Below are 12,470 nucleotides of genomic sequence, written 5' to 3'. Positions count from 1 at the left end.
AGCGTAATTGGCGCGCCCGGAGGGATTCGAACCCCCGACCAATGGCTTCGGAAGCCACTACTCTATCCGGCTGAGCTACGGGCGCGGATGGCCTATTTTAACAGATATCCACAGCTTACTGCCGCCGCAGCACATGCATGCACTCTGCCCGAATTTCAGGAAAAGACCATCGGTTTCGGATTGATCGAATCGCCATGAAAAAGCCGCCTATCGGGCGGCTTTTTTACACAATTGAAGCATCCGTCAAAACTCCGGCACGAACAAACCGCGGCAGCCGTCCACGATGATGATCCGGCCGGCGGCCTGGTCGGCACTCATTTTTCCAGTGCAGGTGGTCTTGGACTCCTGCTTGAACAGGCGCGGCATGCCGCAGGCCTCGAAATTCCAGGCGCAGGCGGTCGGCTGACGTTCGCGACTGGCGCATTTCAGGGGATTGGCGACGTTGTAAGGACAGCTGAGCTTGGGCGCGACGGTGGCAGCCATCTGCGCGCTTTGTTCGGCCTGGCGGCGCTGCTCCACCAATAATTCCCGTTCGGCCTGCAGGGCTTCCTTGCGGGCCCGTGCGACCTCGGCTTCGGCCAGCAGGCGTGCGCGTTCTGCCTCGGCGGCAAACTGCGCATCGGCTGCGGCAATGCCGGCATCCTCGGCGGCGGCCATCGCAGCTTCATCCATGCCCCCGCCATCGACGACGGCATCACCCAATGCATCGGCTGCCGGCGCTTCGGCGGTGGCATCCATGGCATCGTCGATGAACTCGAATGGACACTGGGCCTCGATGATCTGGCGCACCGTGCTTTCATCCAGACGGCTGGCGTCGAAAAGATAGGTGAAACGGTCGCTGGGTTTGAAGTCCTTCACCAGGGCATTCACCTCCCGGGTTTTGGCAATCAGTGCAGGCGATTTCCGCGCCTTCTCGGAAAGAATTTCCAAGGCTCCTGCAACTGCGGCATCGCGCTCGGCCGCAGCCAGTGCCGCTGACATCGGCGGCAGCGTTTCCTTGATGCGGCAGACCTCGGACTTGACTTCAGCGTTCAGACGATCGGCTTCCTTGGTTTTGTCGGCGCAACCCGCGGCCAGAACTACGGCCAGAACGGCGAAGGATTTTAAAGTACTCATTGTGGCTTTCCTGTTGGCGATTTCGGGCGCAGATGTTCTTCGATGCGGTAAATCGCCGGAATCACCATCAGGATGAAGATCAGCAGGATGGTGCCGATGATGACCGCAATCGAACCGCCCAGCAGATACATGCGCTGCATCGCACCGGCGGCTTCTTCAGCATCATGGCGCGATATCACCTCAAGGATATTCTCGCCGCAGAAGAATTCGCGGTTGAGATCCGGGTTCTTGATGGCGGCCTCGGCGAAGTCATAGAAGTATTTCTCGACGAAGCCGAAGTATTTGGAACGGGAAGAGGCCGAAAGCCCGTTGCCGACCAGCACATTGTAGGTGCCTGTCGGATCCGGACACTGGGCAGCCTTGATCGCCGCCTGCAGGTCCTTGCCGAACTCGGTCTCCACCGAAAGTCGTTCGTTGGTGCCCTTGAAGGTATCGCTTGCGTCCTCGCCGGCACTGCCGCTATCCATGTTGGCGGCCTTGGCAAAGGACTCCTCGAAGCTTTCGTAGTCCGTCCCGCCGGAGAACAACGTGGATGAGAACATGACGATGCCGCCGACCAAGGCAACCAGCAGGACGAATGCCATAAGGACCGAGACTACCTTGCTGACACTGAAGCTGATGTTCAATATCTTGTTGATTGACATAATTTTGTCCTGATAGCTGCCGGAGGTGCGGGGGGTATTCTTCCATCAATAAGAGAAGAGTAAGCCAAAATCCGCAGATTCCGCAACGGATGCCGGTACTGGGCTGCGGACAAAATGGCAGATTTCACAATTCTGACACTATTCGCCCTCTTCCAACCATGCCGTGGCGGCTTTAGAGATTATTCCTATTCCGTAGCACGTCCTCACTCCCTACACTATCGGCTAGCAGTCAGGGAAGCAGCGACAATGAGCAGTGCGAACACCCATGTCCTGCGAATCAAAAGCCATCCGGATACCGCCCGCAGGCCAACGCTGGTATTGAGCGCCCTGAAGATTTTCTTTCCGATGGATGCCGCAACGCAGTATTTCCTTCTGCTTGAAAAAGGAAATACCGCCGACGTGCAGTTCGGTAGAACCCGGAGTGATCTGGCGATTCTTCGCCGCGGTCTGCAGGCTCAGGGCTTCCTGATTGAAGTCATCGAGCAGCAACAGACTGAGGAAAACTGATTTCCACGGGAAGCCAAGGGCGCTCCGGTGTGCGATTGCCGAGCAGCTTGGCCTTGTTGCTGCCCCAGCAATAGACCTGTTCTGACCCGGTCAATGCGCACATCCCCCACTCGTTTTGGGCCAGCTCGACCACGGGCGCTTCCAGTGCAACGGGCATCGGGACCGGCACATTCGGGTAACGGGCGGGATCCTGGCCGGCCGAGCCGTGTTCGTTGTAACCCCAGCAGAAAACCCGGCCCGAGGCATTCAGCGCGCAGGTATGCGACGCGCTACTGAGCTGGACGATGTTTTCAAGGCCAAGCACGCGTCCGGGACTCAGGCGCTTGGCGTCCTCGGCGGGATTGCGCAGACCATCCCCGAGCTGGTTTTCATAGTTTGCACCCCAGCAGTACACGCGCTGACTGACGGCAATCGCACAGGTCTGCAGATAACCCGGCGTGATCGTGGCCAGTTTTTCGGGAAGATTCAAGACGCGCAACGGACGCATGCGGTCGATCACGGTGCCGTCACCGAGCGCACCCATGCCATTGAAACCCCAGCAGTAGGCCGCGCCCGAAGCGCCGACGGCGCAGGTATGGTGCGTTCCGAAGCCGACATGGATTGCCGGCTCGGGAAGCGACATCGGTTCCGGACGGCTATTCGTTCTGAACACCCGGGCGCGCTGCCGGCTGTTGCTTCGGCCGATGGCGCCCCAACAGAACACCTTGCCATCGGCATCCAAGGCGCACACACCGTCAAAGCCGGATGCGATGTGGACGATCGCTGACAATCCGGGGACCGTCATCGGACGGATGTCGGATTGCGCCCTGACGCCGGCGTCGCCCATGACACCCATGGCTGGGTCGCCCCAGCACAACACCTGTCCGGCCATGGTCAGGGCACAGCTGAAATCGGCACCGCCCTCCATCATGCTGAATGGCCGGTTGAAACGTAGGGTCTGCGGTTCAGACTGCAGTGCGAAGCGAGGATTGCCGAGCTGTCCTTTCAGATTCTTGCCCCAACAGGAGAGCATGCCGGTTTTGTCGAGCCGGCACATGTGGTTTTCACCTTGATTGAGGCGTTGGAACGTCATGCTCAGGACTTTGTCTGAAGCGGGCATCAGCACTCGAGCCTTATCTTCATCCCGTCTGGAATCCTTCAGCAGTGCGATGAACGCCAAGAAACATAGGGCATAGAGCAGCAGATGGCGCTTCATCGCCGCGGCACCTGCAGCAGAAACCCGATTTTCTTGAATGCCGGCTTCCGTCCGTGCCGGAGGATGCCACCGACCTGACGGGTTTTCTGGACCAAGCCATCAAGCCCGGTCGAGCCGGTTTTATTGAAGTTGAAATTCCGTTGAATGTCATTGTCACGGATGCTGCCGGCAAAGAGGATCTGGTCGGCTCTTATGCGCATTCGCAGGTCAATCCGGCATTGATCGGCACGGCTGTGCCGAAGGATATTGGTCACCGATTCCTGGTAAAAGCGGTGGATGTAGGCATAGATTTCCGGCGGCACTTCGCTCCACGCGGGCGACTCCGGCGTGATGGTGAAATGGTAGCCGACTCCGGAGCCGCGCAGGAGCTGGGGGATACGGCCGGAAGCAAGCTCTTGGCTGAGATAGGCGTAATTCATCGGTTGCCGGTCGAGGCTGTTGAGCATGTTGCGGATACTGACGGAGGTCGACTCCAGCATTGCCGAACCTTTCTCGAAGGCACGCTTTGCGTTGGCGCTTTCCAGTGAATTCTGGAGCGACCGGATATAGATACTGGCGGCAACCAGTCCCTGTCCGACCTCGTCATGCAGATCGCGCATGATTTGATCCATCCGTTCGGTATTGACCGCATTCTGGGAATGCAGGATATCCTGCATGCTGCGGATCAGACGTTCCTCGCGCTTTTTGGATTGCGCCAGACGTTCCTGTGTCTGATTCAGGCGGTTGATGAAAAATGCGATATAAAGATTGAAGATGCTCAGGAAAATCAGATAGCTGATGGCGCCGTTCCAGGTGCTGAGCGTCCAGCCGTTATGCTTGCTGGAGAGGATGAATACCACCGAAAGACAGCCGACCTAGGTAGTGAGTACCCCGAGCCGGTACCGCCCGCGCCCTGACCGGTGCCATGAAAAAAGCCGGCATATACATGCCGGCTTTTTTTCAGAACCGCTGCAATCAATCAAGCCGCGAACAGCGTCTTCATTTTCTTCAGGGCATTGGCTTCCAACTGGCGGATGCGTTCGGCGGATACCCCGTATTCATCGGCCAGTTCATGCAGCGTGGCCTTGTTCTCGGCCAGGAATCGCTTCTGCAGGATTTCGCGCGAACGCACATCCAGACCGCTCAGACCTTCACGCAGCAGTTCAAGCTGGTTGTCGTCATGGCTGTTACGCTCGTAAGCGGCAGCCGGGTCGGCATTGGCGGCGACCAAATAGGCCGACGGTGACGGCGGCGCATGGTCATTGTCATCATCGTCCGGAGCATCGAACGCGATATCACGGCCGGAAAGGCGCGACTCCATTTCCAGCACTTCGCGTTCGGACACTTTCAGATCCTTGGCGACCGCGGAAACTTCGGCGGCATTCAGCCAGCCCAAACGTTTTTTCGATTTACGCAGATTGAAGAACAGTTTGCGCTGGGCCTTGGTGGTGGCGACCTTCACGATACGCCAGTTGCGCAGGATGAATTCGTGCATCTCGGCGCGCACCCAGTGCACGGCAAAGCTGACCAGACGAACGCCTTGGTCGGGATCGAAGCGCTTGACCGCTTTCATCAGGCCGATATTGCCCTCTTGAATCAGATCGCCCATGCCAAGGCCATAGCCCTGGTAACCGCGCGCCACATGCACCACGAAACGCAGATGCGCCATCACCAAATGACGGGCGGCTTCCAGATCGTCGTTATCGCGGTAGGCACGCGCCAAGGCCTGCTCGTCCTCAACGGACAGCACCGGCACGCGGTTGACCGCGTTGATGTAGGCATCCAAAGAACCCAAGGCGCTGGGAATCGGGAGGCTATGGCTGATCAGGGCTTTGCTGGTCATGGTTTTTTTGCTCATAAGAAAAGTTTAGCACTCTGGGGCGTAGAGTGCTAATACCCGGCTGAAGTTCCCGTGAATTCCGGTCACGAGCCCTAAGGGGATTTTTATCAAATCATTTAAATACAATGACATACCTTAAATCCGCCAGTCCATGGGCGGTTGGCCACGGCCCTGCAGGTAGCGGTTGGCGGCAGAAAAGTGCCCGCAGCCGAGGAAGCCGCGGTGCGCCGACAGCGGCGAGGGGTGCGGTGCCCGCAGCACGCAATGACGGCTCCGGTCAATGATGCCGCCTTTGGCTTGGGCATAGGCACCCCAGAGCATGAACACCAAGCCCTCGCGCTGTCCGGAAAGCGCAGCGATGGCGGTATCGGTGAATGCCTCCCAGCCCTTGCCCTGATGTGAGCCGGCCTTGCCGGTTTCCACAGTCAGTACGGCATTGAGCAGTAGCACACCGCGATCACTCCAGGGCGTCAGATTGCCACTGGTCGGCCTCGGCAGACCGAGATCGCGTTCGATTTCCTTGAAAATATTCTGAAGCGAGGGCGGCGGCGGCACGCCATCGGGCACGGAAAAGCTCAGGCCATGCGCCTGGCCGGGCCCATGATAGGGATCCTGGCCGAGAATGACCACACGGACCGCCTCGAACGGCGTGCGGTTGAAGGCATTGAAAATCTGCGGACCGGGCGGATGGATGACACGGCCTTTGGCTTTTTCGGCGCGCAGGAAGGTACCCAGATCACGCATCGGTGCCGATGCCAGAGCCTCGCCCAGATGGCGCTGCCAGGACGCGGACAACTTGCCCTCGGTACTCATCGCGCGTGCTGGCGGTTCCGACGACCCATGCGCAGTTGGAACAGCAGCTTGGTCACCAGCAGACGCTCTTCCACCGGCTTTTGTACCAGATCGTTGGCGCCGAGCTGGATCAGCTGACTTTGATTGCGCGGATCGGCATCACCGGTCATCACCACCACCGGCAGGCGCTGCTTGCCGATGTGGCGGTCTTGCCGGATCAAACGCAGCAGATCCATGCCGGTCAGATCACCTTTCAGATAGACATCGCTGAGCACGATGTCGGGCAAACTCTCCGGATCGGCATCGATCAGGCTCATGGCCTCCTCGACCGACATCACATGCTGTACGCCCAGCCCGTGTTTTTTCATCATCCGGCTGGTGGCGGCGGCCACCACCTTGCTGTCCTCGATGTAGAGCACTTCGCCACTGACTTCTTCATCAGGCGCAAGATAGCCCGTGATGAAAGAGGCCAGGGATTCCATACCCCAGGTCTTATCGAAATAATCGGTGACATGCGCACTCAAGCTGCGATCTTCCAGGCGCTGCTGCACATCACCGGAGACCACGATGATCGGAAAATAGCACTGGGTGCTGTGTTCGCGGGCGAAGCAGGCCAGCGCATCGCCATCCATGTCCGACAGCACCAGCGCGGTCACCAACAGATGCACCGGCTGGCTGAGCAGCACGGCTTTGGCCTGTTCGCCGGTTTCGCATTCGGTAATCACCGCATCCGGCAGGGTTTTCGCCATCATGCCCAGCAGCACGCGGCGGACCATCTTCGAACCATCCACGATCACCAGATGCGGATGCTGCAGATCAAGCGGCAGGAACGCGAGTGCGGTCACCGGTCCACCGGACGGGTTAGCCGAAGGTAATGACCGGCGGCCAGACGGGCGCCGAGAATACCGAGCGCGGTCGCTGCCGCCAACACCGCCGGCGGCAACCACAGCGGTACCGGTGTAAACGCGAATCCGCTGCCATAACTGCCAATCAGGGCGAGAATTTCCGGCGTGATGGCGAATGCCGCCGCGGCCAGAATACCGAGCGCCAAAGCGCCGGCCAAAAAGCCAAGCAAGCCACCGGCATACAGGAACGGCCGGCGGATGTAGGCATCACCGGCACCGAGCTGCTGCATCACCGCGATTTCCTGTTCGCGCGTGGCGATGTCCAGACGGATATTATTAGCGACCGCCAGTACGGCACCGCTAACGAACAGCAATGCCAGCAGCAATAACAAGCGCTGGCCGAAGGCCAGCCATGCATCCAGACGTTTCTGCCAGATGCCGTCGTATTGCACATACTCGGCCTGCGGCAAGGCCTGCAGACGGGTCAATAGCGCCGCTTCATCGGCGCGCGGCGTCACAATCATCACCGATGGCAGCGGATTTTCGCCGAGAGCGGCTACCGCTTTGGCCAGCGCGCTGCTGTCTTTGAAGTCTGCCAGTCCCTGCTCCGGTGTTTTCACTGTCACCGTCGCGACATCGGCGGCAGTGCGGAAATCCTGGGCGATGGCATTGGCCTGCGCCACACTGACCGTCGGCTGGAAGAAAACCTGGATGGCGCGGGAACTCTGTACCTGTGCGGCCAATTGGTTCATCTGCAGCATCGACCAGGCCAGTGCCAAGGGCAAGGCCAAGGCGATGGCCATGACGCCAAGCGACAACAGGCTGGAGAACGCCCGACGCAGCAACCGTGCAAAACTGCCACGGAACGCAGCGGCATGCTGGGCGCGCCAGGCGGCGAAGGCACCGTAGGACTTACTCATCGGCCAACTCCTCCGGCGAAATGTCGTCCATCAAACGGCCTTTGTCGATGACCAGCACGCGCTTTTTCATGCGCTTGACCAAGGCCAGATCATGGCTGGCGATGACCACTGCCGTGCCCTGTGCGCACAAACCGACCAACTGCTGCATGATGTCGGCAGCCAGGCCCGGATCGAGATTGCCGGTCGGCTCGTCGGCCAAAAGCAATGCCGGCTGGGTGACCATGGCCCGCGCAATGCCGACACGCTGCTGCTCGCCGGTGGAGATGTCCGTGGAGCGGTAGCCGGCACGCTCGGCAAGACCGAGACTCTGCAAGGTCTGGTGCACGCGTTGACGGATGGCTGCCGGCGAAAGTCCGGCGATCTGCAGCGGGAGCGCTACATTATCGAACACGGTACGATCCAGCAGCAGACAGTGATCCTGATGGACGACGCCGAGACGGCGCCGGTGCAAGGCGGCTTTGGCGCCACGCAGGTTGTCGAGGTTGCGTCCGTCGAACCAGACCGTGCCAGCGCTCGGACGTTCGGACAGATGGGCCAACTTCAGCAAGGTGCTCTTGCCGGCACCGGAATGGCCGGTGATGAACAGCATCTCTCCGGCTTGGACGGAAAAGCTCAAATCATCCAGGGCCAGATGGCCGCCCGGATATTTTTTACTGACGCCATCGAAGCGCAGAAGTGTCATCACACGCCTTCTTTGTGGATACCCCGCTTAGTGTGCCGTATTACGGCTTCGGCGAGGAGGGGGTAAACCAAGATTTTATGCGCGACAGCACCGACGGCTTGGCCGACGGCTTTGCAGCAACCGGAGCATGCGTCTGCGGACGCGCTCCAGTATCCGTAGGCTTCCGGTGGCGGCGCGGTTTGCGGGCGGCCTCGCCTGCCGGTGCGGATTCGGCCAGGCCTGCAGGCTTCTGCGGACGTTCGGTCTGAGGGCGATCGCTGCGCGGCTTGTCGGAACGGGGACGATCCGAACGCGGACGGTCACTGCGCGGCTTATCGCCGCGCGGGCCGCTGGAGGAACGACTGGATTTTGGACCGCCGCGCTTGTCGGCCGGGGCATTGGCGCGCACCTCGTTGAAGATGTCGGCGATGCTTTCGCCGCCTTCGGCTTTCGGCAAGGGCTGGCGCGGAATGGCGACCAGAAGCTCCGAAGTCACCGGTGCGGTCGGGATTTTCTGTTCGATGTAGCTTTCGATTTCCGGCAGACCCTGGGCATACAGTTCGCAGGCGAAGCTGATGGCGTCACCCTCGGCGCCGAGGCGGGCGGTGCGGCCGATGCGGTGCACATAATCGGGGGCATCGAAGGGCAGATCGAAGTTATAAACATGGCTGACGCCGTCGATGTGCAGGCCGCGGGCGGCGACATCGGTGGCGACCAGGATTTCCAGCTCGCCGCGCTGGAATTTCGCCAACAACGACTGGCGCTTCTTCTGCGGCACATCGCCGGACAGCACGCCGACGCGGTAATGTGCTTTTTCAAGCGCTCGCGCAACGCGTTCGACCCAGACCTTGGTGTTGACGAACACCATGCTGCGGCCGCCTTCGACGCGCGACAGCAGGCTGATCAGCAGCGGCAGTTTTTCTTCCATCGCCGGAAAATACAGAAGCTGGCGCACACGCGCGGCGGTGACCGTTTCGGTTTCCACCGACAGCTTCTCCGGATCATTCATGTGTTCGTAAGCGAGCTCGAGCACGCGGTGACTGAGCGTGGCCGAGAACAACAGGGTCTGGCGTTCCTCGCGGATCGGCAACTTGCGCAGTAGATAACGCAGATCCTTGATAAAGCCCAGATCGAACATGCGGTCGGCTTCGTCGAGGATGCAGACTTCGCAGGCATGCAGTGACACCACGCCCTGTTTGACGTAATCGATCAGGCGACCGGGCGTGGCGATGATGATGTCGGTGCCCTGTTCGAGCATGGACTTCTGCTTGTCGTAATCGACACCGCCATAAACCAAGGCGAACTTAAGGCCAAGCGCGGAACCGAACTGTTCGGCGTCCTTGGCGATCTGGATGGCCAATTCACGGGTGGGCGCCAGAATCATCGCGCGCGGATCGGCGGCGCGGCGATTGGCCAGGGCCGGCTTGGTCAGCAGACGGTTCATGCAGGCGACCAGAAAGGCCAGGGTTTTGCCCGTGCCGGTCTGGGCTTGGCCGGCCACGTCGCGGCCACTGAGGGCGAACGGCAGGGTCATGGCCTGAATCGGCGTGCAACGGGAGAAGCCAGCCTGTTCCAGGCCATCGAGCAATGCAGGGGTGATGTCGAAATTGGAAAAGGCTATATCGGTCAGTGCTTTATCAGTCATTTTTGGGTTTCCGCAGCGGCCTTGCCGCTTGCATTGCGCCCCCGGACGGCGCAAACTGCGCTATTGAGAATTCGGGCGATTGGGATTGTATTTGCGATGTGCGCCCCTATTCTACCCTAAAGCCCGTGCCGACACGGCCAACCCCCTGCCAGGAGCTTTTCTGTGAGCGATAAAGTCCACCATGTTACCGACGCCAGTTTCGATGCCGACGTCCTGAAATCATCCACCCCGGTTCTGGTGGATTTCTGGGCCGAATGGTGTGCGCCCTGCAAAATGATAGGGCCTTTGATTGATGAATTGGCCATATCTCATGCGGGTAAGATTAAAGTTGTTAAGGTTGATGTTGCAGCTAATCCTAAGAGTCCGGCCTCATATTCTGTGCGGAATATACCGGCTTTGATGCTGTTCAAGGACGGCAAGGTTCAAGCCACCCAGGTCGGCGCCGTCGGCAAAGCCCAGCTGGCCGCATTCGTGGACAGCAACATCTGATTTCCGCTTCCGGCCGGTGGCGCACGCCCCGGCCGCTTGCCCTTCGCGGGCAACAATGCTAATTTAATGGCGAACGCGCCACGCGCGGCCTGAATTTCCTCTCTCCCCCTTCTCCCCTGCTCGCACTCGCGAGGACCCCCCTGTGTCAGAAAACGAAAACACCTCCGGCGACGACGTTGCCAAAAAAACCCGTAAACCCCGCATCACCAAAACCGCCAAGCCCAAGAGCGAAGCTCCAGCCGAGGTCGTGGTGCATGTCGATCCCGTACCGCCGCAAGCGCCGCCGGCTCCGGTAGCCAGCGCCGCCGCTGAAGCGCCGTCGCACGAGCGCCAGAACGGCGATGGCGACAACGGCGGCGAGGGCCAGGATTTCCGGCAGAACCGGCATAACAATCCCAACAATAATTCAAACAACAACCGTCGCGACCGCTTCCAGAACCGCAAAGACCGGTTCCAGAACCGCGACCGTCAGCCGCGCGCCGAAGGCGAAGGCAACAACGGCAATTACGAAGAGCGCCCGGCCTACCAGCCGCCGCAGCTTCCGCCGGATTTCCCGAGCTATACGCTGACCGAACTCAAGCGCATGCCGATGCCGAAACTGCTGGAAATGGCCGAGCAACTGAATCTTCATGAAGGCGTGGCGCGTATGCGCCGCCAGGACGTCACCTTCGCGCTGTTGAAAGTACTGACCCGCCATCCGAACGGCGTCGCCGGCGAAGGCGTGCTGGAAATCCTGCCGGACGGTTACGGCTTTCTGCGCTCGGCCGATGCCAGCTATCTGGCCGGCCCGGACGACGTGTACATCTCGCCCAGCCAGATCCGCCGTTTCAACCTGCGCACCGGCGACGCCATCACCGGCCGCATCCGCAACCCGAAAGACGGCGAACGCTACGTGGCGCTGAACGTGCTGGATACCATCAACGGCGAGCCGCTGGAGCAATCCAAGAACAAGGTGCTGTTCGAAAACCTGACGCCACTGTTTCCGCGCCGGCGTTTCGTGCTCGAACGCGGCAACGGCTCGACCGAAGACATCACCGGCCGCATCATGGATCTGATGGCGCCGCAGGGCAAAGGCCAGCGCGCGCTGATCGTGTCGCCGCCGAAGGCCGGCAAGACCATGATGATGCAGAACATCGCGCAGGCCATCATCAACAACCATCCGGAAGTGCACCTGATTGTGCTGCTGATCGACGAGCGTCCGGAAGAAGTCACCGAAATGCAGCGCACCGTGCGCGGCGAAGTGATCAGCTCGACCTTCGACGAGCCGGCCGCCCGCCACGTGCAGGTCGCCGAAATGGTGATCGAACGAGCCAAGCGTCTGGTCGAACATAAAAAAGACGTGGTGATCATGCTCGATTCCATCACCCGACTGGCCCGCGCCTACAACATGGTGGTGCCAAGCTCCGGCAAGGTGCTGTCCGGCGGCGTCGACGCCAATGCCCTGCACCGTCCGAAGCGCTTCTTCGGTGCCGCGCGTAATGTGGAAGAAGGCGGTTCGCTGACCATCATCGCCACCGCCCTGGTCGACACCGGCTCGAAGATGGACGAAGTGATTTACGAGGAATTCAAAGGCACCGGCAACTCGGAAGTGCATCTGGACCGCCGCATCGCCGAGAAACGCGTGTTCCCGGCCATCAACATCAACCGTTCCGGCACCCGCCGCGAAGACCTGCTGATCGATCCGGACATGCTGCAGAAGATCTGGATCCTGCGCAAACTGCTGCATCCGATGGACGAAATGGCGGCGATGGAATTCATGCTCGACCGGATGAAGACCACCAAATCCAACGACGAGTTCTTCAGCGCGATGAAGCGCGGTTAATCCGATTACCCTAGA

At 60.0% G+C, this 12,470-nt stretch carries 13 protein-coding genes and 1 tRNA gene; 3 read left to right on the top strand and 11 right to left on the bottom strand.

Features of this window, described 5'->3' with window-relative positions; all coding sequences use genetic code 11:
- Nucleotides 1-8 precede the first annotated feature (8 nt).
- From ACIQ1A_RS03845 to ACIQ1A_RS03835, 3 genes are all read right to left on the bottom strand, one after another.
- Nucleotides 9-85 (bottom strand) — tRNA-Arg (locus tag ACIQ1A_RS03845).
- A gap of 158 nt (nt 86-243) precedes the next feature.
- Nucleotides 244-1,116: a DUF3011 domain-containing protein gene (locus tag ACIQ1A_RS03840; protein WP_395769745.1), complete on the bottom strand. Its 873-nt coding sequence runs from the start codon at nt 1,114-1,116 to the stop codon at nt 244-246.
- Complete coding sequence (locus ACIQ1A_RS03835; protein WP_395769744.1) at nt 1,113-1,760, bottom strand: hypothetical protein; 648 nt, start codon at nt 1,758-1,760, stop codon at nt 1,113-1,115. Before ACIQ1A_RS03835 ends, ACIQ1A_RS03840 begins: the two co-directional genes overlap by 4 nt.
- A 246-nt stretch (nt 1,761-2,006) precedes the next feature.
- Between ACIQ1A_RS03835 and ACIQ1A_RS03830 the strand changes: the two genes are divergently transcribed.
- Nucleotides 2,007-2,267 (top strand): hypothetical protein, encoded by a 261-nt coding sequence (locus tag ACIQ1A_RS03830; protein ID WP_395769743.1) that lies wholly within the window; start codon nt 2,007-2,009, stop codon nt 2,265-2,267.
- On the opposite strand, the gene ACIQ1A_RS03825 is transcribed toward ACIQ1A_RS03830, so the two are convergent.
- From ACIQ1A_RS03825 to rhlB, 8 genes are all read right to left on the bottom strand, one after another.
- Nucleotides 2,236-3,462, bottom strand: coding sequence for an RCC1 domain-containing protein (locus tag ACIQ1A_RS03825; RefSeq protein ID WP_395769742.1), 1,227 nt, complete (start codon nt 3,460-3,462; stop codon nt 2,236-2,238). The genes ACIQ1A_RS03830 and ACIQ1A_RS03825 overlap by 32 nt on opposite strands.
- Nucleotides 3,459-4,301 (bottom strand): sensor histidine kinase, encoded by an 843-nt coding sequence (locus tag ACIQ1A_RS03820; RefSeq protein ID WP_395769741.1) that lies wholly within the window; start codon nt 4,299-4,301, stop codon nt 3,459-3,461. Before ACIQ1A_RS03820 ends, ACIQ1A_RS03825 begins: the two co-directional genes overlap by 4 nt.
- Nucleotides 4,302-4,420: 119 nt before the next feature.
- The gene (gene rpoH, locus ACIQ1A_RS03815; RefSeq protein WP_395769740.1) at nt 4,421-5,284 is read right to left on the bottom strand and encodes an RNA polymerase sigma factor RpoH; all 864 of its coding nucleotides are present in this window, start codon (nt 5,282-5,284) and stop codon (nt 4,421-4,423) included.
- Between the two features lie 132 nt (nt 5,285-5,416).
- Entirely contained in the window at nt 5,417-6,094 is a 678-nt protein-coding gene (gene ung, locus ACIQ1A_RS03810; protein ID WP_395769739.1) for a uracil-DNA glycosylase, read from the bottom strand.
- Nucleotides 6,091-6,918, bottom strand: coding sequence for a response regulator (locus tag ACIQ1A_RS03805; RefSeq protein WP_395769738.1), 828 nt, complete (start codon nt 6,916-6,918; stop codon nt 6,091-6,093). Before ACIQ1A_RS03805 ends, ung begins: the two co-directional genes overlap by 4 nt.
- Nucleotides 6,915-7,838: a cell division protein FtsX gene (locus tag ACIQ1A_RS03800; protein ID WP_395769737.1), complete on the bottom strand. Its 924-nt coding sequence runs from the start codon at nt 7,836-7,838 to the stop codon at nt 6,915-6,917. The genes ACIQ1A_RS03805 and ACIQ1A_RS03800 overlap by 4 nt, the downstream gene beginning before the upstream one ends.
- On the bottom strand, nt 7,831-8,520 hold the full coding sequence (locus tag ACIQ1A_RS03795) for a cell division ATP-binding protein FtsE (protein WP_395769736.1): 690 nt from the start codon (nt 8,518-8,520) through the stop codon (nt 7,831-7,833). The genes ACIQ1A_RS03800 and ACIQ1A_RS03795 overlap by 8 nt, the downstream gene beginning before the upstream one ends.
- Before the next feature lie 40 nt (nt 8,521-8,560).
- A complete protein-coding gene (rhlB, locus tag ACIQ1A_RS03790; RefSeq protein WP_395769735.1) occupies nt 8,561-10,144 on the bottom strand; it encodes an ATP-dependent RNA helicase RhlB in 1,584 nt (527 codons plus the stop codon).
- 162 nt (nt 10,145-10,306) lie between these two features.
- Between rhlB and trxA the strand changes: the two genes are divergently transcribed.
- Nucleotides 10,307-10,633 carry a thioredoxin gene (gene trxA / locus ACIQ1A_RS03785; RefSeq protein WP_395769734.1) on the top strand — a complete coding sequence of 109 codons (327 nt, stop codon included), beginning with the start codon at nt 10,307-10,309 and terminating at the stop codon, nt 10,631-10,633.
- 142 nt (nt 10,634-10,775) lie between these two features.
- Nucleotides 10,776-12,455, top strand: a complete 1,680-nt coding sequence (gene rho / locus ACIQ1A_RS03780) for a transcription termination factor Rho (RefSeq protein WP_395769733.1) — start codon at nt 10,776-10,778, stop codon at nt 12,453-12,455.
- Nucleotides 12,456-12,470: the final 15 nt, after the last annotated feature.

The organism is Arenimonas sp., from assembly GCF_044353605.1.
Classification (GTDB): Bacteria; Pseudomonadota; Gammaproteobacteria; order Xanthomonadales; family Xanthomonadaceae; genus Arenimonas.
Note: the sequence above shows the minus strand (reverse complement) of the source record. Positions and strands in the feature narration are given on the sequence as shown.

Excerpts from the sequence above, each read along its gene's own strand:
- ACIQ1A_RS03840 (WP_395769745.1), bottom strand. The coding sequence starts at position 1,116 with ATGAGTACTTTAAAATCCTTCGCCGTTCTGGCCGTAGTTCTGGCCGCG.
- ACIQ1A_RS03835 (WP_395769744.1), bottom strand. The coding sequence starts at position 1,760 with ATGTCAATCAACAAGATATTGAACATCAGCTTCAGTGTCAGCAAGGTA.
- ACIQ1A_RS03830 (WP_395769743.1), top strand. The coding sequence starts at position 2,007 with ATGAGCAGTGCGAACACCCATGTCCTGCGAATCAAAAGCCATCCGGAT.
- ACIQ1A_RS03825 (WP_395769742.1), bottom strand. The coding sequence starts at position 3,462 with ATGAAGCGCCATCTGCTGCTCTATGCCCTATGTTTCTTGGCGTTCATC.
- rpoH (WP_395769740.1), bottom strand. The coding sequence starts at position 5,284 with ATGACCAGCAAAGCCCTGATCAGCCATAGCCTCCCGATTCCCAGCGCC.
- ung (WP_395769739.1), bottom strand. The coding sequence starts at position 6,094 with ATGAGTACCGAGGGCAAGTTGTCCGCGTCCTGGCAGCGCCATCTGGGC.
- ACIQ1A_RS03800 (WP_395769737.1), bottom strand. The coding sequence starts at position 7,838 with ATGAGTAAGTCCTACGGTGCCTTCGCCGCCTGGCGCGCCCAGCATGCC.
- ACIQ1A_RS03795 (WP_395769736.1), bottom strand. The coding sequence starts at position 8,520 with ATGACACTTCTGCGCTTCGATGGCGTCAGTAAAAAATATCCGGGCGGC.
- rhlB (WP_395769735.1), bottom strand. The coding sequence starts at position 10,144 with ATGACTGATAAAGCACTGACCGATATAGCCTTTTCCAATTTCGACATC.